Source organism: Wolbachia endosymbiont (group A) of Pipizella viduata (genome assembly GCF_964028555.1).
GTDB lineage: Bacteria > Pseudomonadota > Alphaproteobacteria > Rickettsiales > Anaplasmataceae > Wolbachia.
Genome location: NZ_OZ034787.1, coordinates 815,248 through 835,291 on the forward strand (window position 1 = coordinate 815,248; position 20,044 = coordinate 835,291).

16 protein-coding genes and 1 pseudogene are annotated in these 20,044 nt (G+C 33.0%); 2 read left to right on the forward strand and 15 right to left on the reverse strand.

All coding sequences use genetic code 11. From position 1 onward, the window contains the following. Nucleotides 1–4: 4 nt before the first annotated feature. The 10 genes from ABWU50_RS03875 to ABWU50_RS03920 all read right to left on the reverse strand — a co-directional run bounded on the left by ABWU50_RS03875 (nucleotide 5) and on the right by ABWU50_RS03920 (nucleotide 14,622). Nucleotides 5–1,150, reverse strand: coding sequence for an MFS transporter (locus ABWU50_RS03875; protein WP_353275342.1), 1,146 nt, complete (start codon nucleotides 1,148–1,150; stop codon nucleotides 5–7). Between the two features lie 140 nt (nucleotides 1,151–1,290). Further along, on the reverse strand, nucleotides 1,291–2,334 hold the full coding sequence (locus ABWU50_RS03880; protein WP_353275344.1) for a threonine aldolase family protein: 1,044 nt from the start codon (nucleotides 2,332–2,334) through the stop codon (nucleotides 1,291–1,293). Then, nucleotides 2,331–3,380 carry a threonine aldolase family protein gene (locus tag ABWU50_RS03885; RefSeq protein ID WP_353276328.1) on the reverse strand — a complete coding sequence of 350 codons (1,050 nt, stop codon included), beginning with the start codon at nucleotides 3,378–3,380 and terminating at the stop codon, nucleotides 2,331–2,333. Before ABWU50_RS03885 ends, ABWU50_RS03880 begins: the two co-directional genes overlap by 4 nt. Next, complete coding sequence (locus ABWU50_RS03890; protein ID WP_353275346.1) at nucleotides 3,364–5,157, reverse strand: ABC transporter ATP-binding protein; 1,794 nt, start codon at nucleotides 5,155–5,157, stop codon at nucleotides 3,364–3,366. The genes ABWU50_RS03885 and ABWU50_RS03890 overlap by 17 nt, the downstream gene beginning before the upstream one ends. Next, complete coding sequence (locus tag ABWU50_RS03895; protein ID WP_353275348.1) at nucleotides 5,158–6,147, reverse strand: phytanoyl-CoA dioxygenase family protein; 990 nt, start codon at nucleotides 6,145–6,147, stop codon at nucleotides 5,158–5,160. Between the two features lie 4 nt (nucleotides 6,148–6,151). Beyond that, complete coding sequence (locus ABWU50_RS03900) at nucleotides 6,152–7,828, reverse strand: WG repeat-containing protein (RefSeq protein ID WP_353275349.1); 1,677 nt, start codon at nucleotides 7,826–7,828, stop codon at nucleotides 6,152–6,154. After that, a complete protein-coding gene (locus ABWU50_RS03905) occupies nucleotides 7,789–10,116 on the reverse strand; it encodes a glycosyltransferase (RefSeq protein WP_265017293.1) in 2,328 nt (775 codons plus the stop codon). The genes ABWU50_RS03900 and ABWU50_RS03905 overlap by 40 nt, the downstream gene beginning before the upstream one ends. Then, nucleotides 10,073–11,026 carry an NAD-dependent epimerase/dehydratase family protein gene (locus ABWU50_RS03910; RefSeq protein ID WP_353275352.1) on the reverse strand — a complete coding sequence of 318 codons (954 nt, stop codon included), beginning with the start codon at nucleotides 11,024–11,026 and terminating at the stop codon, nucleotides 10,073–10,075. The genes ABWU50_RS03905 and ABWU50_RS03910 overlap by 44 nt, the downstream gene beginning before the upstream one ends. Before the next feature lie 125 nt (nucleotides 11,027–11,151). After that, entirely contained in the window at nucleotides 11,152–11,901 is a 750-nt protein-coding gene (locus ABWU50_RS03915; protein ID WP_182183378.1) for an NTP transferase domain-containing protein, read from the reverse strand. Between the two features lie 120 nt (nucleotides 11,902–12,021). Beyond that, nucleotides 12,022–14,622, reverse strand: a complete 2,601-nt coding sequence (locus tag ABWU50_RS03920; RefSeq protein WP_353275353.1) for an ankyrin repeat domain-containing protein — start codon at nucleotides 14,620–14,622, stop codon at nucleotides 12,022–12,024. A gap of 554 nt (nucleotides 14,623–15,176) precedes the next feature. Between ABWU50_RS03920 and ABWU50_RS03925 the strand changes: the two are divergent. Then, nucleotides 15,177–16,257, forward strand: a pseudogene (locus tag ABWU50_RS03925) (IS481 family transposase). 436 nt (nucleotides 16,258–16,693) lie between these two features. On the opposite strand, the gene ABWU50_RS03930 reads toward ABWU50_RS03925, so the two are convergent. Both ABWU50_RS03930 and ABWU50_RS03935 read right to left on the reverse strand, forming a co-directional pair. Next, nucleotides 16,694–17,614, reverse strand: a complete 921-nt coding sequence (locus ABWU50_RS03930; protein ID WP_065094350.1) for a patatin-like phospholipase family protein — start codon at nucleotides 17,612–17,614, stop codon at nucleotides 16,694–16,696. A gap of 9 nt (nucleotides 17,615–17,623) precedes the next feature. Then, nucleotides 17,624–17,842 carry a hypothetical protein gene (locus ABWU50_RS03935; protein ID WP_012673232.1) on the reverse strand — a complete coding sequence of 73 codons (219 nt, stop codon included), beginning with the start codon at nucleotides 17,840–17,842 and terminating at the stop codon, nucleotides 17,624–17,626. Between the two features lie 124 nt (nucleotides 17,843–17,966). On the opposite strand from ABWU50_RS03935, the gene ABWU50_RS03940 reads away from it, so the two are divergent. Then, a complete protein-coding gene (locus ABWU50_RS03940) occupies nucleotides 17,967–18,503 on the forward strand; it encodes an ankyrin repeat domain-containing protein (RefSeq protein WP_353275355.1) in 537 nt (178 codons plus the stop codon). On the opposite strand, the gene ABWU50_RS03945 is transcribed toward ABWU50_RS03940, so the two are convergent. From ABWU50_RS03945 to ABWU50_RS03955, 3 genes are read right to left on the reverse strand one after another with little or no spacing between them, the layout of a single operon-like run. Next, a complete protein-coding gene (locus tag ABWU50_RS03945) occupies nucleotides 18,469–19,449 on the reverse strand; it encodes a phage late control D family protein (protein WP_353275356.1) in 981 nt (326 codons plus the stop codon). The genes ABWU50_RS03940 and ABWU50_RS03945 overlap by 35 nt on opposite strands. 1 nt (nucleotide 19,450) lies before the next feature. Continuing rightward, nucleotides 19,451–19,624 carry a tail protein X gene (locus ABWU50_RS03950; RefSeq protein ID WP_353275358.1) on the reverse strand — a complete coding sequence of 58 codons (174 nt, stop codon included), beginning with the start codon at nucleotides 19,622–19,624 and terminating at the stop codon, nucleotides 19,451–19,453. A gap of 10 nt (nucleotides 19,625–19,634) precedes the next feature. Continuing rightward, entirely contained in the window at nucleotides 19,635–20,042 is a 408-nt protein-coding gene (locus ABWU50_RS03955) for a phage tail protein (protein WP_208571643.1), read from the reverse strand. Nucleotides 20,043–20,044: the final 2 nt, after the last annotated feature.

The following is a 20,044-nucleotide window of genomic DNA, read 5'->3' on the forward strand; positions in this document are numbered from 1 at the left end:
TTTTTTACACCGCTTTACTTAGTTTTTTAAGGTCTTTGCTTGATAATATGGAAAAGCAAACGAGTGCAACAACAGAGCAAATGGAAAAAAATGAAAACATAATACTGTTACCACAGTGCTTAACAAGTACTCCTAAGAGCACGCATGAAAATATTGAACTTGCAATATACCCAAATAATCCTGTTAAGCTTACAATTGCACATACATTATTTTGTGAAGCAATTTCTACAGCTATAACACCTGTCAGTACTTGAACTCCAAATATAAAGAATCCTGATAAGATTGCACCAAGGTTCATAAGAATTATGTTTTGACCAAAGTTCATTGCAATAAAAGTGAGTGCTATACCCAACATGTAAAGTAATGCCAGCAAGCTTCTATTTTGAAAGAAGTACATATCACTAATTCTTCCTGTGATTAAAGTTCCAAGGATTCCACCTAAATCATATACACCTGTTATTAGTGAGGATTGTACAAGAGAAATTTGTAATTTATCCCTTAAAATTATAGGAAACCAAAAGAAGATTCCCATTTTTATAATATAAGCACAAAAAGTAGCACAACATAGAAACCATATGGAACTTGTTACCTTGATACCTATTTGAGATTTATGCACCTTATAATAGGTAGTAAAGTTGGCACTTTCTTTGTAATATGCTTTTAATATTATATAAATTCCAAAAAGTAAGCATAAGAGACCAGAGTACAAAAATGCACTCTTTGCATCATACATTTTTATTATACTTGGTAATACAATTAAAGTAATACAAGAACCAAGTTGCTGAGATGCGCTCATAACTCCCCATGATGATGCAATTGAAGAGAGGCTAGAGTTTGTAACCATAAACTTGGTAATAGCTGGCCAACCTAACCCTTGTGTCCAAGCTAATAATATTAATGTTAACAGTAATAAAGTTAGATTATTATATGATAAAGTTATACCAATGGTTAATAATCCAGTTGCAATATTGCATAGCCCAAACATAAATAGTGGATTATTTTTGGAGTCCATGACTATTCCATTAACGAATTTTGATACTCCATAAAAAAAAGAAAAGCAGGCAAAAAAATAGCTTAATTTTACATGGTCAGTATCTATTAACAGTGGTAGAGCAATTGGTATACTTTGTCTTGATAAATAAAGCAGCATATATCCACAGAAGAATAGTAAATATTGAAAGAAGACAAAGTTCACACCTATTCCCAAATAGCTCTATGCAGATGCCAGCATAATACTATATTGGTATAATATTATTTGACAAGAAGTTTGCAAACAATTAGTGCAGAAAATTACTTACTTAGTATCTTTCTTATAGCAGATACAGTAATATTAATATCTTCATAGCTTATATCTCTATGTGTTATAGCTCTGATTTTACCTTTGATGTTAGCCATTCTAATTCCATAATTTGTTATTAGTACGTTTATTAATTCTTGAGTAGATATACAATTATTACGTAATGAGAAATACGCTATATTAGTTTTATATAGGTCAATATCAATTATAACTTGATCTATGGAGTCTAGGCCTTCTATAAGGTGCTGCATTTTTTTATGATCTTCTTCTAAAGAATTTACATTATTACGTAGAGCATATAAACATGCAGCTGAAATAATGCCAGCTTGGTGCATACCTCCGCCAATTTGAAACTTATAGTACCAAGCTTTTTCAATAAACTCTTCACTTCCAAGCAATATTGCGCCCATTGGAGCACCTAATCCTTTACTAAAATCAATGAATACCGAATCAAAATAACTTGCATACTCTTTTGGAGATATTTTAGTATGAGCACAAGCGTTGAACAGTCTTGCTCCATCTAAATGAGTGAATACGTCATTCTCTTTGCAGAGACTTGAGATCTCTTGAATATATTCTAAAGGCCACACAGCTCCACCACCAAAATTTGTCGTTTGTTCGATAGAAACAAGCCCAACTCTCGGAATATTTCTTAAACTAGGACGAGTAATAAACTCAACAATTTGTTCTCCAGTAAATATTCCTCTCGTACCTTTGATGGGCAAAGGAGTGGCATGTGCCTGGGCTGCGATCAAGCCAGATTGTACTATGAGCGGATGTGAAGTTTCATCAAGCAGCAAGTAATCACCAGGTCTTTGAATGTGTACTTTATAAGCAATTACATTGGACATCGTTCCTGAAATCAAAAAGATTCCTGCAGGTTTACCTAATATTTTACATGCGGTTGCCATTAATTCGTTCACAGTTGGATCTTCACATGCAGCTTCGTTTCCAACTTTTGCTTTAGCCATCGCTTCCCTCATTTTAGCTGAAGGGTCAGTGTTTGAATCGCTAAAGAAATCTATTTTTATTCTCATATTAAATTTAACACAACCTCCTTTATAATTTCAGCAGCTTTCATGATGTCTATTTCCTTTGTGCCAAGATGGGTAACTGCTCTTATATGAGACTCGAGCCAAGGAAAAAGCAATAAACCATAAGCTTGGCACTTACTCAAGAAAACCTCATTAGTTACATTTAGTGCTTTTATACTAAAGCTTACTATATTAGTTTCTGGATAAGGTCGTACCAGTTTTATGTGTGGAATTTCTTTAATCTTATCTGCAAACAATTTAGCGAGCTTATTATCTTCTTTAAGCCTAGAGATATTATTCTGTAGTACGTATTTTGCTGCATTAGCACAATACCCTATCTGATGATAACCACTACCTAGCCAAACCTGTAGCTTTTTAGCCCTTTCAATTATCTCTCTTTTACCCATAAGCATTGAACCAAAAGGAGCGCCAAGTCCTTTAGTAAAAGAAAAGCTCATTGTATCCACATATTTAGCATAATCTGCTAAAGCAATATTTGTTTCGATATGAGCATTAAATATTCTTGCACCGTCTAAATGAAGATTTACATTGTGAGCTTTTAAAAAGTGATATAACTCGACTTGTTTTTCAAAAGGATAAATTTTACCATTAAACCCATTTATACTATTTTCTATAGAAACAAGACTCACCTGAGCAAAAATTTTATACCTCGGCTTAGAATTAATAGCATATTCTACTTCATCAACATCTAAGATTCCGCTATTATTTCTAATACAATTAAATACGATATTATTTACTTTTGCATTGCCTGCGCTATCGAAAAAATTAACGTGATAATTATAATGAGTTATTAGTTCATCACCAGGACTTGTTTGACTGGCAATGGCTAATCTATTTGCAAGCATACCGCTGGTTACAAATAATGCTTCTTCTACTTTGAATAATTGTTTGCAATATTCTGATAAGTCATTACAGCTTTTGTCTTCACCATAAGCAAAATCTCCAACAGTTGCATTACTTATTGCATGTATAACGTTGGAGCTCTGCAGAGTTGTAGTGTCGCTTCTCAGATCAATAATTTTTTCCATCTTCTTTTTTGCCATTCAAACAACCAATTTGAGCATTCCAAAGTTCTTTATAAAGACCGTGTTTAGAAACTAGTTCAGCGTGTTTACCATCTTGGACAATTTTTCCTTTGTTAAATACTATAATTCGGTCCATGTGTAAAAGTGTAGAAATACGGTGTGCTATAGTAATCGTAGTTTTATTTTTCATCAATTTGAATAAACTCATTTGAATTGTTTTTTCTGTTATAGAATCTAACTGACTAGTTGGTTCATCGAGAAATAATATTGGAGCGTTTTTTAAAAATGCCCTTGCTATTATTATTCTTTGTCTTTCTCCTCCAGATAGTTTGATGCCTTTTTCTCCGACTGTAGTTCCATATTGATCTGGTAGAGTCATAATGAAATCGTGAATACTAGCCAGCTTTGCAGCTCTCATTATTTCTTCGATAGTAGATTGAAGTCTACCATATATGATGTTTGCTAAAATAGTATCATGAAATAACAATGGGTCTTGAGGTATTACAGATATTTGTTGCCTCAAAGAACTCTGTGTAACTTCTGATACTATTTGATTATCAATCTCTATATTACCTTTTTTAACATCAAATAGCCTTAGGATTAAGTTTATAAAAGTAGATTTACCACCTCCAGAATAACCAACTAGACCTACCTTTTCGCAAGGATTAATGGTAACTGAGAAATCTTGAAATAATGGCTCCTGACCTTCATAAGAAAAAGAAACATTGTTAAACGTTATTCTTCCACTTAATAAATTTAATTCTTTAGCATTTTCCTTATCTTGAATTTCTGGTACGGTATTCAAGATTGGCAATGCATCTGAAACTTTGCCGAAATGAGTAGAAAATTGGGTAAGATTTCTAGTTAGATGGTTAAGAAACTCTATAATCGATATATTAATTCCAAGTACAAGGGCAATATCTCCTATTGCGATCTTGTTCAATTGATAATCATGAATTAAAAAATACAAGTTTACTGCTTGGAGTATATCAAATGAATAGCCATATATAAACCAAAGCCAAAAGTATGCCCATTGTAATTTTCTCTCTGCAATAGTTCTTTTCTTGCATATTTGAAAAAATTTGTGTCTCTCATGTGCTTGCTGAGAAAATAACCTTACTGATATAACATTTAAAATACTATCTGCTATACTAGCTATTACTTTTGAATTTTGTTTAGAGTAATTATCAGCTAGTTCAGTAAGTACACGAAAGCTGAAAATCGAGACTAAAATAAAAATGCTTACCCAAGTGAATGTAGCGATTGCAAACTTTATGTTTACTAATGATAAGGTATAAATAGCTAAGACTAATGCTATACTGTAACCGAAAAAACAATCTATAAGCAATCTTATTAACTCTATCACACTATCCATTAAGCTACTGACCTTATGTACTAAGCTTCCAGATAAATTGTTCTGATAATAGGAATGGTCTTGTTGGAGTAGCCTACAAAAAGATATATCAGCTATTTTTTGACGCATTAAGGTAAACATTCGAATGTCAACAAAATAGCCATAGAATCTAAAAGCAGTAGTGATAAGTAATGCCATGCCAAGATAAGCGCTTACAGGTAATAAAAGATTTTCAATTACATTACCTTCCTGATATTTTACAGCTGTATCTAGAATATTTTTTACTAAATACTTTCTAAAAGACAAATCAACAGCTACCACCAGAGCAACTAAAGACATTATAAGTACATTAAGCTTGAATTTAGATACTATATTCAAGATGAACATCAATACACATTTGAAGCTATCAACTCTACTTCTGTTCATTTACAATGCTAGCTCCACTACTTTGACTTTTTTATTGAGAAATACAAGTAGTGAAAACCATAAATTTTTGTATATTTTTCCTGAGATGTCTCCAGCATCATGTAGTGCTGATGCTTGATTTAGAATAAGCAGCTTATATAAATCTCGCTTAGCCTCAGTAGTGTCGATCTCAGAGATATTTTTAGTTGTGTCTGCAATAAAGGCTAACCAGCTCTTGATAAGTTCTTCCATGTTTTTTGCTTTTATACTTTCCTGGTAGCCAAACAATGACAAGCATTCTCTCAGTATAGATTCTGTTAACTCACCACAATTGAGTATACCAAAAACTGAAGGCTGAGGTTTTGGCACATAGGGAAGGTCTTGATCTTTTATAATCCACCTTGTTACATAAGCAAATCTATCTTTAGCATCTGTATTCTTATCACTACCATGCCATAACCGGGAATCAAAAACTATTGCATCTCCTGCTGAAATAGGTAGTGACTTAATTTTGTAATTTTCTCGGTTATTTGAGTGCTGATCAAAAAAATATGGGTACCAAAAATCAACTAAAGGCTGTATTTCCCATTTATGACTGTTTTCTATAATTTGTAGTGCACCTGAAGTTTCACTGACATTATTCAAAGCTAACCAAACGGAAAAGTGGTAAGGATCATTAAAACTATAGGAGATGTCTTGATGGAAGGGAACTGCATCTATTAAATCAGCAGTTTTACATATAACATTTGATTTTTTCTGCAGTATATGACACTGAAGTGATTTTTCAAGGTAATTTTTAATAATTTTATCTAATGCTTGAGAGATAATTCTAGTTACTTGAGATGACGTGCCCCATCTGCCGGTACAGTTTAAGTAGTCAGAAGTTGAAACACTTAGTTCTTGGGATAGCTTTGATATCTTATTTGTTATATCACTTAAAGACTGAGTTATTAGCTCTAAAGGAACCAGATTTTTGATAATAAAAAAACCATTTTTTTGTAATGTTTCCATATGATTAACACCTGACATCAATAACTGATAAGTAATCTGTTAAAGATATAACAGCAAAAATTTTGAATCCTTTTACTTGTTTGAGTATTTTTTCCCAATCGCTTAATGTTCTTAGTTTACCTCCTGTTTCAACCATTACATTAATATCTACAGAGCCTCCAGCTGGAGAGCGGTAATCTAAAATAGTTTCTATCAATAAAACACGAGATATTCCTTTGACCAATTTTAAATAAGATAATACTTTATCATCATCATAATGCTGTAGAAAGCGGCAAAAGACACCTAATTCATAATTTGTAGCTGATAGTTCTTCCTGAGTTATAAGTTTGACTTTTAAATTTTCTACTAACTGTCTTGGCACTTTATGTTCGTTATATAGGCCTATGGAACCTTTATTGTGTATATCAGAATAAGCAAGAAATAAAGAGTGTACACCAAATAGCAATATATTCTTAGCACCATCTATATTAATCCTAGAATTAAACTCTTTAGTATCAAACCTAGAATATCCTAGCAATGCTTGGTAAAACGCTATTTTCTTATCTTCTGATGCTTCTCTTTCCTTAAAAGATTCAAATGAAGAGATTGACTTCTGTTTTAGTATATCGGCAATCTTTAACCAATTCTTTTCAGCGGCAACTCTCGCCCACATTATTGATGCTTTTGGCAAAAATGGTATTTCCTTAAAACACTTACCTTTTAATGATAGTTGCCACAAGTCGTTGTTCTTATCATAATCAATAAACCCTACTTCCCACAACGCCCTTAACAGCCTTTCTAGATTTGGTACGATAATGTTTAACTTTTTAGATAAAACCGGCATAGTTGCAGGTAAAATATTTAACAAATCAAGTTCAATAGCAACGCTTGTTAGGTACGTTTTCCAAAAGGCTGAAAGTTCTGCAGAAATCCTATGCACTTGAGATTCTTTACCTAAATCAAAAATACTAAACTTTACATTTCCGGTAATATCGATTTGTCCTAACACACCTTCAAAAGTTTCAACTTTTGCCATGCCATTATAGAATGCTTCTACCATTTTAAATCTCTGCTGGTAAACAGGATTACCATTAATATCTATATGAAACCAACCATGTTGATCTTCTGCAATAGAATATCCTTTATGAAAAACATTAAGTTTTTTATACCATTTATTATGTACTAACTTTCCATGATGATTAATATGTGTAGCTTTACCATCCTTATAGACTACAGCGATACCATCCTTAAAATCTCCAACATAATCATATTCCTCCTGATAAATCCTGTTGCCATTTAAATTAATATGAAAACATTTATCATGTCTTCTAACTATACAAGCATCTTCCTGATAATTTCCAATCCATTGATACGACTGTTTGTATACTCTACATCCAGATGAATCAATATGGTAACACCCTGTATCATCTTCTACGGCCGCTCTATTAAAGTAGAATCCAAAAGTTTTTAGAAATCTATTATGATAAACTGCTTCTCCTCTTACATTGATATGATAAGCACCTGTCTGATCATAAACCGGTGCAAGACCGGGCTCATGAAATTTACCAACCTTTATAAACCTATTTTCATACAAAGGATTTCCTAGTAATTCGTGAAAGCTCTCACACGGTGAAATTTTAATAGATTTAAGATTATCTTTGATTAATTGATCAAAGGTTTTCTCATGTTGCATGTTTTGCATAATTTATAATTTAAATAATTCTTTTGTAAGCTTAGGTACTCACTACTCTGCCATATTTCCTCGAGTTTAACCTCATTAACATTACCAAAATTTCCTAATGTCTTACGGAGTTCATCTGGAGCACAGCAAGGACTAAACTTTCCTTCATTGTTTATCCATGCTTCTTTACCTAAAAATGGGCATTGACCACCTGGAGCCAAATCCTTAATACCTTCTTGAGAAAGGATTGTGAAATTTTCTAATTTTATCTTTTTACCATTTGGCAATAGCATATTATCTCTAAGTTCGTATAACCTTCTCACCTCCGTGTTCCATCTACTAATTGCTAACTCATCTCTTCTCATAGATAGATCCTTAATTTCCTCAAAATGTGCCCAAAGATGATGTCCTTTAACTCTATCTATGCCGTTTTTTATGGCCATCTTAACTATGTCATAGAGTTCATGTAAATTACTTTCCAAAAATGTTAATTGTAAAGTAACGGTACACCTTTCACCTGTATCGCTAAAGTATTTATCTCTAACTTCAAGGAAAGTTTTTAAGTTTTCTGTCACTACTTCCCATTTTGAACCTTTCATGATTCTTTCATGAGTTTCTTTAGTTGCCCCATTCCAGGAAATCTTAACATCAGATAAAATTGGTACCAATAGTTCAGCCCATTTTCTAGCTCCTTTAATGGGAAAAGAACCATTGGTCGTGAGGTTAAGCTTCAGGCCGAACTCATGGCACAAATTGATTATTTCATCAAAGCTTTTGTACATTAAAGGCTCACCCATAGTAGAAGGAATGATTTCCCTTAAAGGTGTACCAGCTGCTTCTTTAATTACTTTTCTGATAGTTTCTATTGATAGTATCTTAGGTTTTATTCCTTTAGCTTTCTTCTCTTCTTTAACTTTACTGTATGGTGAAAAACATTCGCACATTATACAAGAAAAATTGCAGTAATCTGGATTAGTATCAAAAGTAATTCTCCAAGGACCGGGTTTAACAGCTACTGATTTGCCTTTCTTTTCAATAGCATTACGGTAAATCTTGTTAAGTTTTTCAGTATGCTCACTTATAGAAGGTATATTTCCATTTTCAGTATAAGGATAGCCTTTTTGGGTAAGTTTATTGTATAACTCCTGATTTGTAGATAGGACTTGCATTTTTTCTGATAAACTACTTGCATCTCTGTGCTTAAACAATAGTCCATCTCTTACATATTCTGCCATGCCACCATAATCGGCTGTTATAACTGGTATTCTAAGTTGCTGTGCTTCATGTATTACTAACGGTGAATTTTCACCCCAAATTGAAGGAACGACTATTGCATCAACTTTATTAAATACGTCAGTAACTATATTCTTATTATCATAACTTCCCATCCACTCTATTCTTTCTTTAACAACAGGTGAAAACTGATTGGCAATCGCTTTTAAGGCTTTAGTTTCTTCTCTTGCTGCTCCCCAAATTCTAAGTTTTACTTTAGATGATAAGTGAGAAAAAGCTTTCAATAATAGATCAATACCTTTTTCGGGAGTATGAGTACCAATATAACCGAAAATAAACTCTTTTTCTTGTGCTCTATTTCTATTCTTAAGACGATTGAGATCAAAACCATAATCAAGATAAGAAATTTTGTTTATCGGAACATTAAAATCCTGAGTAAATTTGTCCATCAAGAATTTCGATGGGGAAATAAAGTAATCTATATAGTCTATTATTTTCCTTGTGTGCTTCATTCTAGTTGCAACCCATTGTTCCCAATAATTTATGTCTAAATTCAGGAATTCTTTATCTCCTGTAAAATATCCTTTGTAACATTGGGTTGCACATTTTTGATCCTTTTGTCCATCACAAAGCCGTAACAAATCTTCAGAATTGCGTTGAATAAACCTTCCTCTTGGACACATTAACCAAAAGTCATGTAGCGTAAAAATTGTAGGTATATTTTCTTTAAAAGCAATTTCTGGTAAAGTAATTGATAGATGATTAAGATGACCAAAATGTATAAGATCTGGCTGAAAGTTATCTATTACTCTTTTAAATTGTATATCTACTTCTTCATTGATAAATTTGTAACGATATTTAGCTATGGGTATATTAATTAAATGCAGTAAGATTCGAGAATCACTACGATCTAGGACTGTAGTGTAATAAAAATCAGGTAAAAAGCTATTTTCATACCTAGTAAATACTTGTACCTCATTGTTATTTGCTAGTTCATGAGCAAGAGTTTGGCTATAAACCTCTGAACCAGCACTATAATAAGGAGGGTAACCATGAATAACTTTTAATATTTTCATATATTACCATATCTATATTGTTAGGATATTCTTGTGTATTGTTTTGTAGACTTTTTATAAATTTACTTAATCCTACTTCTAATGAATGTTTTGGAGACCAACCAAGTAGCTCTTTAGCTCTAGTAAAATCACCATAGAACTTAGTTACGTCAAAATTTCTTGGAGGATAAAAATCAATTCTAGAATCACTTTTCGTGACTTTTAATATTGTTTTTGCTAAGTTTTCTAAAGTACATGGGCTATTAGTAGTAAGATGAATAGCAGGAAGAGAAGATTTTTCGCTTTGTAAATATTTAACAGTTAAGCATATACCCTCTATAACATCATCCAAATAGGTAAAATCAAAAACACATTCTTTACCTTCTATTTTAATTGGATCACCTCTTAATGCATTAATACAGAGTGCAGGAATTACTCTACTGTTATGATCTAGTAAACCACCGTATACATTTGAAAAGCGTAATATTGCTACATTAAAATCTTTTGAACTTGTTATTTGTTCCTCAATAAATGCTTTACCTTTGGCATAATTATTTATTGGATCGATACTAGCAGATTCTGTAACTGGCAGTTCCTTCTGCTCTCCATAGACTTCCCTACTACTTGCATATATAAACCATGGTTTATTTGAAAGTGACTTAAATAACCCTAAAAACTGCATTGTACCATCAACATTAATTTTTCTACACAGTTCAGGATAAAGTTCACCATGTATAACTCGAGAAATTGCAGCCAGATGAATAATTCCTGTACACTTAGCAAGTAGTGGTACTATATCTTCTGAAAAAAAACTGAGTGGATTGTTGTGAAACCTAATATCACAGCTTATTACTTCATGGCCCTGGTTTTCTAACTTTTTCACCAAGGTTGACCCTATCAAACCTGCAGCACCTGTTATTAATATCCCCATGTATACCCTCTCACTACAACTAGGAAAATTTGTCGTACCAATTATCTTACAAGTAAGAATCAAAAGGTATTATAAAACCAGTATAAAACAAATGTCAACTTAAATTAATGAATAAGAAAATGTAGTTATGAAAGAAAAGTTGGCCGCCTTTTTTTTTGAAAATAGTGTTCGGCTTTAATCAAATCCTCTTTATTATTTACTCCCATTGCTTCTCTTTCATCAGAAACTACATAACCTACACTCAAGTTATTGTTTGCTGCAATGGGTACTATATCATTAAGACAATATTCATTGGTCGAATTATTAAATTTTATTTCTTTTACTAAGGTAAAAAGATCTTTAGCATATGAAACTATTATTCCAGAGTTTGCAAGAAGCATTTTATCTCCATTTTTTAGGATTTTTTGAACATTTCCGTAATTATCAATTACTAATCTTCCATATTGTTCATCTTGACTATTGAATCCAAGAAGAACTAAATTATTATACTTTAAACAATCAGTCATTTTCATAACTGTATCACTAGATATAAAGGGAGTGTCTCCATACTGTATTAAAACTATGTCTTGATCAGATAACTCCTCCAGATTTTCTAGAGCAATTTTAACTGCAGTGCCAGTACCTGTAATATCTTCTTGAATTATTAGTTTTATATTGTATTGATCTATTATACTTTTTAGGGTATCAAACTTTTCTAAATCTTTTAGAAGGGAGTTGTTAACAACAATTGATAAGCTTTTTAGACTCAGCAATTTTGCATTAGAAATTATATGTTCTAAAAGAGTAAGATTTCCCACTTGGTGCAACGCTTTTGAATATTCAGAATTCATTCTACTGCTCTTTCCTGCTGCTAATATTATCAAAATGTTACTCATACATGACTTAGGGATTGATTAGATAGTAAGTTAATTTATAATTAATAAGATGTAAAGCCCACTATAATTTTCTAAATGATCTAGATCTTGGCACCCTCATTAGAGTTTCATTTAAGAGAGCTATAACTTCAAACTCTTTACTCTATTTTCTACGCTGACATCTTGTAAACTCTGATCTGGACTTTTTAATATTTCTAATAATCTACTTGCAAGGTTTGAGTGTTTATTAATTACTGCAACCTGGACTAATGACTTGCCTTGATCATCACGAGCATTTGTTACAGCTACGCGCTCATCAGGTTTTATTGCTTTCAGCTTACTGATAATTTCAACATTGCCATTTTTTGCATTCTCAAACAGCTCTTCTACTAATTTCAATAGGTTAGTAATATTCTGGTCTCGAGAAAGATCAAGTGGTGTTTTACCTTCTTTATTCTTGATGTTATAAATTGCACCATGTTTCAACAAAGACTTTACAGCTTCAAAAAAGCTATTTTCAGTAGCAACATGCAACGATGTAGTGCCTTTAACTATTGTTTTAGCATTAATAAAATCACTCAATTTATTGTGGCTTACACGTTGTAACAAAGCTTCAATAATTTCTTTATGACCTTTGGAAGCAGCAGTGTGTAATGGTGTATTACCTTTGTTAGTAACTTTAGTAGCATCAGCTCCATTTGCTAGCAAGATATTTACAACTTTTATATGCCCATTATTAACAGCATAATGTAATGGCGTTCTTCCATCCACGTTTTTCGAATTAATGATTGCTCCATCTCTAATGGAACTCTCAATTCCTAAATAATTATTATCTTCTATAGCCTTAAATAACTTCTCAGTCAATTTTAGTAATTTTATAACTTCTGGGTTTCCTCTTCTTTCTGCAAAGTGTAATGGTAAAACATATCTATCTCCTTCAGCTCCAGCATTAAAGTATGCTCCGCTCATAAGTAGAGACCTAACTATATCTAAATTACCAATTTGTGCCCCTAAGTGTAAAGGCGTAGCATTTTTATCCATTTTTGCATTAACATCCGCTCCATTTATAATAAGAGTTTTAACTACCTTAGGATGACCATGTTGAGCTGCAAGATGTAGGGCTGTGCCTTTATTTTGATTTTCTTTTACATTTACATCAGCACCATGTTTCAATAGAACGGTTGCTATCTGATCATAACCTTTTTCTGCTGCAAAATGTAAAGGAGTCCAATTTGTGTGATCTAGAGCATTAACTTCTGCCCCTTTTTTTAAGAGCAATTCAACCACCTCTAAATGATCATGGTCTACTGCAAAGTGTAGAGGTGTAGTACTTTTAACTGTTTTAGCATTAATGTCTGCTCCTTTATTAAGCAAAGATTTAGCAACTTCTAAATTACCATCATATGTTGCACAATGTAGAGGAGTCCAACTTCTGTTATCTAGAGCATTAATATCTGCTCCATTTTCAATCAAGAAATTCATTATTTCCAAGTGATTATGTTCTGCTGCCAAATGTAGAGCTCTTCTACCATCATCCATCTTTGCATTTATATTTGCTCCTTTTGCAATTAAGCTCTCTACTATTTTTAAAGAAAAACCATTATATGCTGCATTATGTAAAGGAGTCCAATTCTGATCATCCACGGTGTTAATGTTTGCTCCATTTTTAATTAAAAAATCACTCACCTCGAAATGACTTTGCTGAATTGCTAGATGCAAAGGTGTAAAACCTTCGTTTTTTTTAGCATTAACATTGGCTTTTTTCTCTATTAGTAGCTTCACTACTTCTAAGTGACCATTCTGAGATCCTATATGTAAAGCTGTGGAATTATCGTGGCCTTTAGCATTAACATCAATTCCCTTTACGAGAAGAAGAGACTTAACTACTCCAAAGTGATTACGTTCTGCTGCTAAATGTAGAGGTGTAAGATTCTCATAATCCTTAGCATTAACATTAGATTTTGCTTTTAGTAAAATGTCTACTAACTCTAAAAAGCCATTTTGAGACGCTAAATGTAGAGGTGTAATCTTATCATCTGTTTTTGCATTAACGTTTGCTCCCGCTTCAAGCAGAACTTTAACTATATCTAACCTACCAGTTTGTGTTCCCAGATGTAAGGGTGTAATGTTTGCATCAACTTTACGATTACCTATGCCTGAAGATCCAGCGTTAATATTAGACCCTTGTGAAATAAGAGCTTTAACTACTTCGAGGTTACCATTTTGTACTGCAGAATGCAAAGGTCTTGCTCGATCATTATTTACAGTATTAACATCTAATCCCTTTTCAATAAAAACATTTACTATATCTAGATGACCATTCTCTGCTGCTAGGTGTAAAGGTGTATTAAGTTTATCTGTTTTAGTACTAAGATCTGCTCCATTTGCAATCAAGGTATTGACTATATCTAAATATCCTTGCTGGGACGCAAAACTTAAAGGTGTAAAGCCTAGAATGGCCTTATGGTTTACATCTGCTCCATGAGCAATAAGAAAGTTAACCATCTCTAAGCGATTTTTTGCAATTGCAAAATACAGTGGCGTAAAGCCATCGTACTTAATCTCTGAGTTAATATCTAAACCTTCTCCTAATAAAGTTTTGACTAAATCCAACTGACCATTTCCTGCTGCTAAATGTAGCGGTGTAAGACTAAGATGTTTCTGAATTTCATAATTTTCATTTAAAAACTCTACAAAAAATTGCAGCTGATCCAGATTATTAGATATTCTATTAGTAAACATAAAGGCCTCGCATGAAGAATTTATGTAAATATAGTATCTACAAGTTTTTAAGCAAGATAAATCTTCTTCTTAAAAAAGATACTGTATCCAATCTGTGTACTTATAACTTTTTTATTTGATCATGGGTGATCAGCTATCTCAGCTGCAATAGAGACACCTGCCTTAAGTAGCTACATCAAATTTCTCTGTTTTTTGCCCTTTTTTTTCGCTGATGAAGATGTCTTCATTCTTCTCAGTAGCCAATATTCTTTTTAAAGTATAATCGTTACGTGCACCAAAGCATCAATAATTATACACAATTGTGAAGAAATATTCAATCTTTTTATTGTTTTGAATGTGTTGATGAAAAAAACGTCTATCAGAGATCATCTGAGAATTGCATTTTAGGCTTTAGATGTAGAAGGGGTCTTATCGTCTTTTTATAAATACTCTAAAAATAGGCTTAAATCGCCAAGAGATGGATATCATGAATTTAGTTGTAATAGTTTAGACTTAATCTGACAGGGAAACAAAGTAAGATAAAAATATAAACAAGTTTTAAAGGAGTGTCAGATATGAATACAACACAAGAAAAAATACTAAAACCAAAGTTGGGATTGCTAGAACTTGCAAAGCAATTAGGAAATGTATCACAGGCGTGTAAAGTAATGGGATATTCAAGGGATACATTTTACCGCTTCAAAGAACTGTATGAAACAGGAGGAGAAGAGGCTTTACACGAGATAAGCAAAAGCAAGCCATTGTATGCAAATAGAGTGTCGGAGGATATAGAAAAAGCAGTAGTTGAAATAGCAATAGAGTTTCCAGCATACGGACAAGAAAGAGCAGCAAACGAACTGAAAAAGAGAGATCTCTGCAAGTGGAATAAGATCAGTGTGGCAAAGAAACGATCTTGAAAACTTTAAAAAGAGGTTAAAGGCATTAGAAGCAAAAGTAGCTCAGGATGGTATCATTTTAACAGAAGAACAGATAACAGCTCTAGAAAAGGCTAAGGAAGAAAAAGAGGCCCATGGAGAAATTGAAACAGAGCATCCAGGATACTTAGGTAGCCAAGACAGTTATTATATTGGTAATATCAAAGGTATTGGACGAATTTACCAGCAAACCTTTGTTGATACCTATTCCAGAGTTGCTTTTGCTAAGCTTTACACAGAAAGGACTGCTATCACAGCTGCAGATCTTCTTAATGATAGGGTAGTACCGTTCTTTGATGAACAGAAAGTATCATTGCTACGTGTTTTGACGGATCGTGGTACAGAGTATTGTGGCAGACCTGAAAATCACGCTTACCAGCTATATTTAGGGGTAGAAAATATTGATCATTCTCGAACCAAAGCTCGTTCTCCACAGACTAATGGCATATGTGAAAGGTTTCACAGAACTATGCAAGATGAATGTTACAATATTATCTTTAGAAAGAAAATTTACACCTCTTTGGCAGAACTTCAGTTAGACGTAGACCATTGGGTGCATTCTTACAATAGATCTAGACCACATTCAGGTAAATATTGCTATGGTAAGACTCCTATGCAAACCTTTTTTGATAGTATGCATATTGCTTATCAGAAAAATATTGATAGCATTAAACAGGATGCTGATATCGGTTTTGACTTTGTCAATTCTTCTGTTAGATAATTCATGCCTGTCAGATTAAGTCTAAACTATTACAATTTAGTAGCGTAAAAACATCAAAGATACCTCATATCATAAAGTTTAATGTCAACATTTGGTAGCAACATTCCCGATTTACAAAGCAGAGGCAATAAAGGTTGCAAATAATCTACGTATGTTGGACGTTTCTGTTGATGCTATTTCTAAAATAACAGATTTATCTATTGAGGAACTTGAAAATCACGCTTCCAAAACTTAACCTGAATTAAAAGCAACATTAGTTTACTGATTTCTACACAATATATTAAAATATCAATGAAGATGATTACATAATTAATCATCTTCATTGCTGGATGAAATTCTTGTGCTTCTGTATTCAATATATAATATTAAAAAAATATTTTAGTAAATTTATTAAAGTAGATACTAGAAACTCGCTTATTTCGTTTTTCTAGCTCAGTTATAGTTTTGGATTTTGCTTGCAGAATTTGTCTATCACTTTCTGGTTATCCTCTATCATTTTACTTGCCTCTTGCTGAAGAAATTTGATATTTTTGAGTGTAATATTGTCCATCTCAGTCGATGCTACTTTCAATTGCGATTGTATTCTTATGTATTTATCATCTATTACTTGTTCTAGTTGATAATCAACGCAATCCAATCCAGAAGCAAACATCACATTCAGTAGTGGCTTGATCCACCCTATTTTGCCAAATCTCCTTGAGTTAGCATACTTTATACTTCTATTTGTTCCACCAGTACCTATTGATAGCAGTATAATCTCATCATTTGGAAATAACCTTTTACCACTTGCATATGCACAAGCCGCTGGATTATTGGCAAACACTCCGCCATCTATCAACACTCTCTCTCTTTGGCTAATTTTTAGACGTTTTGGTGTGAAGTACGTTGGAGCAGCTGTTGTAGCTCTGAGTGCATCTTTTAACTTAATGTTTTCTTCTTTCCAACTTTTGAAGAAAAATTCACAACTATTGTGAATGTCATAACTGGTGAGCAGTAGATTACTAGCAACATCGGCCATAGTGCTTTCGCCGAAGTATTTGTTGAGAATAAATTCCATATTTTTATATGAGTACTGAGAACCACTCAGCCAAGAAGCAATTGATTTTCTCCAAAGTGATGCTTGAAAGATATATGGTCCATACTCTTGGTAAAGTTCAACCAAATCATTGGCAGAGTATTGAAGTTTATTGCTTTTACAAAGTCCAGCAACAACAATTCCACCGGTTGAGGTTCCTGCCATTAAGTCAAAGATCTGGGAAATTGGCTTTTTTGTCCTAGATTCAATTTCTGCTAGAATAATGGCAGGAATTATTCCTCTAATTCCTCCTCCATCTACAGATAAAATGTACTTTGTCATTTGTTATAGTTATTTTTGTCTCTGCTCAAGCTCGTTAACTTCTTCAGCAAGGTTTTTGACCCTTTCTTCAAGACGATAGATGATTTCTGTAGTCCTTTGATTTTGCTCTATAAATTTATCATGCATATGCACTCTTAAGTCGAGCTTAGCTAGCCACCAGATCAATGCTATTGTTTGTATCACCATAGTAGCAATTACTGCTACAGGGATCTTTCCTGTGTTTGTCATCTTTTTTAAAGGAAAAGTTGTATATATACATATACAAGATTCATCAAAAATACGTCCAAAAAATCTTTTCTAAAATAAAGTTAATTAGTTGCACTAAACAAGCGATGTAAATAATATAATCAACATGAAATCTAGCCTTTTTTGGAAATTGTTAACAAGTTCAATAATACCAATAATATGCGTTATTGTTCTGTATCAGCACTTTAGTACAGACCAATTATCAAAAGATGTGCCAATAAAAAGTAATGCAAGTGGCAATGATCTGGAAACATTATCTACTGCAGCTGAAAAATGTAATTTAGATACTGTAAGATCCTTAATAAAAAATGTAGTAGATATCAATGCTACTCATCATTTTGGTGCAACATCATTACACTATGCTACAAGCGGAGGCTGTTTAGAAGTCGTAAAATTTCTAATTGAAGAAGGCATTGATGTAAATACTACTGATGCTTTTAGCTGGACAGCTCTGCACTATGCTGCACGAAAAGGACATCTGGAAATTGCTAAATTTCTACTGAAAAATGGAGCAAATCCTTCTGCTAAAAACAAAGATAAAAAAACTCCTTCAGATCTTGCTGTAGAGGAATTAAACAATAATAAAGAAGATATCTATGAGGAAATTATCAATTTACTTTCCAACTATCAATTATTCCCGTAACAATAGTACGATAGCCAAGGTTATCAATTACATGCTCAGCCCTATTTATTATCCATTTACCATAAACTCCTTTGCGAAATCCAGAAAGATTAATCTTTGCTTCAGCAAATAATTCAGGATTTCCTGGCATTGTGACATTGAGTGTTGCTGCATTACTCATCAGCTGATTCAACTTCGCAGATGCTGCACTTTGTGCCAAATCACTACTTGCATAAATATCTCGCAAAATATAGCTTGGTTCTTGATCACCTACTTTTTCCGTTATTGTCTCTGCTTTTTCATAATCATACCAGTAAGCAATAACCGAGCCATATTGATTACGCTCATTAAATTTTACTTTCCAATTTGTAATATCTCTAGGTGTTAAAGTAATAGTGCTTAAAGTTTTTCCGGTAACTGATTTTGCTTTTCCTTTTGAAACAAACAGTAAATATCCTCCTGCAGGTTTTGCTATTGCTCCATAAATTTGAGCAAGCCTGGTTAAAAAATGCATATCGCTCTCTGCAGTTTGATCAATATGTGATATCATGATATTTACAAACTCTGCAGCAACTTTAGCTTGATAGCCATGTTTGTCTGCAATCTTTTTTACCAAATCATTTAAGGTGATTTGATGCCACTCATTAAACACTTGTTCCTTTAATGACTCTTTTAGATCCGCTGCATGACTTTTAATCTTTAGTGATTGTGGCGGGCCTTGTAGCGTAATTTCATTTACTATATAATCTCCCATTGGCACAATGCCAGTTTCCTTATACCCGAGTAAAATATTTAGCTTTGCCCCAGTTCTAGGAATCTCAAATAATGAATCACGGTCATCAAGATGAATTACAACAGTATCACTTATTACTCCTGCTTCATCAGTAATATGCATTGATACCAATCGACTCTTTATCAGCTCAGTGATTAAAACTCCCTCTACTGAAATACTAAAGTCTGGTGTCACTTTAATTCCATAGTTTTACTACTTGCTTTTGTGTCTCTTTTTGAATAACAGGAAGTTTAATGATTAATCCTGCAGGAAGACTTTTATACTCTGCAAGTCCAGGATTAGCTCTTAACACAATCTCAACTGCTTCTGAGCTGAATCCATAGTAGTTCCAGCAGATTAAATCTAACATATCATTTTCCTTAGTTTTGTAGTACATCATTGTCAGCTGCAGTAAAGTCAGTAGTGTTATTTTGTGATGATAAATTGCTATAATGTTTTAAACTTAAATGAAACTCAATCTTTCTTGGTTCACCATTTGGAAAAAAATATTTCTGCGTTTCTTCTATTTTCACAATAACAAAATGGCCTAAAATGTTACCTTGGCCATCAATAAGTAAAAGAGGTTTCGATGAATTTCGCATATTATTTATTTGCTTCAGCCCTCCTGAATAGATTACTCCTGCAAGCTCAACAATGTCCTCTCCAGGACCAATACTTTGAAGCAATGGCTTTTCCCCAATACGCTCAAGTGCAGGCCAGCGATATTCACTTCTGCGTGTAAAGCCTTGCTCAATTAATGAAAATCTATATGGACCAAGAGATAACATAA

What these genes read in the sequence shown, in the direction of transcription:
- ABWU50_RS03955 (WP_208571643.1), bottom strand. Translation starts at nt 20,042, where the DNA reads ATGTTATCTCTTGGTCCATATAGATTTTCATTAATTGAGCAAGGCTTT.
- ABWU50_RS03930 (WP_065094350.1), bottom strand. Translation starts at nt 17,614, where the DNA reads ATGACAAAGTACATTTTATCTGTAGATGGAGGAGGAATTAGAGGAATA.
- ABWU50_RS03900 (WP_353275349.1), bottom strand. Translation starts at nt 7,828, where the DNA reads ATGCAAAACATGCAACATGAGAAAACCTTTGATCAATTAATCAAAGAT.
- ABWU50_RS03910 (WP_353275352.1), bottom strand. Translation starts at nt 11,026, where the DNA reads ATGGGGATATTAATAACAGGTGCTGCAGGTTTGATAGGGTCAACCTTG.
- ABWU50_RS03935 (WP_012673232.1), bottom strand. Translation starts at nt 17,842, where the DNA reads ATGACAAACACAGGAAAGATCCCTGTAGCAGTAATTGCTACTATGGTG.
- ABWU50_RS03890 (WP_353275346.1), bottom strand. Translation starts at nt 5,157, where the DNA reads ATGAACAGAAGTAGAGTTGATAGCTTCAAATGTGTATTGATGTTCATC.
- ABWU50_RS03880 (WP_353275344.1), bottom strand. Translation starts at nt 2,334, where the DNA reads ATGAGAATAAAAATAGATTTCTTTAGCGATTCAAACACTGACCCTTCA.
- ABWU50_RS03950 (WP_353275358.1), bottom strand. Translation starts at nt 19,624, where the DNA reads ATGTTAGATTTAATCTGCTGGAACTACTATGGATTCAGCTCAGAAGCA.
- ABWU50_RS03920 (WP_353275353.1), bottom strand. Translation starts at nt 14,622, where the DNA reads ATGTTTACTAATAGAATATCTAATAATCTGGATCAGCTGCAATTTTTT.
- ABWU50_RS03875 (WP_353275342.1), bottom strand. Translation starts at nt 1,150, where the DNA reads ATGCTGCTTTATTTATCAAGACAAAGTATACCAATTGCTCTACCACTG.
- ABWU50_RS03940 (WP_353275355.1), top strand. Translation starts at nt 17,967, where the DNA reads ATGAAATCTAGCCTTTTTTGGAAATTGTTAACAAGTTCAATAATACCA.
- ABWU50_RS03885 (WP_353276328.1), bottom strand. Translation starts at nt 3,380, where the DNA reads ATGGAAAAAATTATTGATCTGAGAAGCGACACTACAACTCTGCAGAGC.
- ABWU50_RS03905 (WP_265017293.1), bottom strand. Translation starts at nt 10,116, where the DNA reads ATGAAAATATTAAAAGTTATTCATGGTTACCCTCCTTATTATAGTGCT.
- ABWU50_RS03895 (WP_353275348.1), bottom strand. Translation starts at nt 6,147, where the DNA reads ATGGAAACATTACAAAAAAATGGTTTTTTTATTATCAAAAATCTGGTT.
- ABWU50_RS03915 (WP_182183378.1), bottom strand. Translation starts at nt 11,901, where the DNA reads ATGAGTAACATTTTGATAATATTAGCAGCAGGAAAGAGCAGTAGAATG.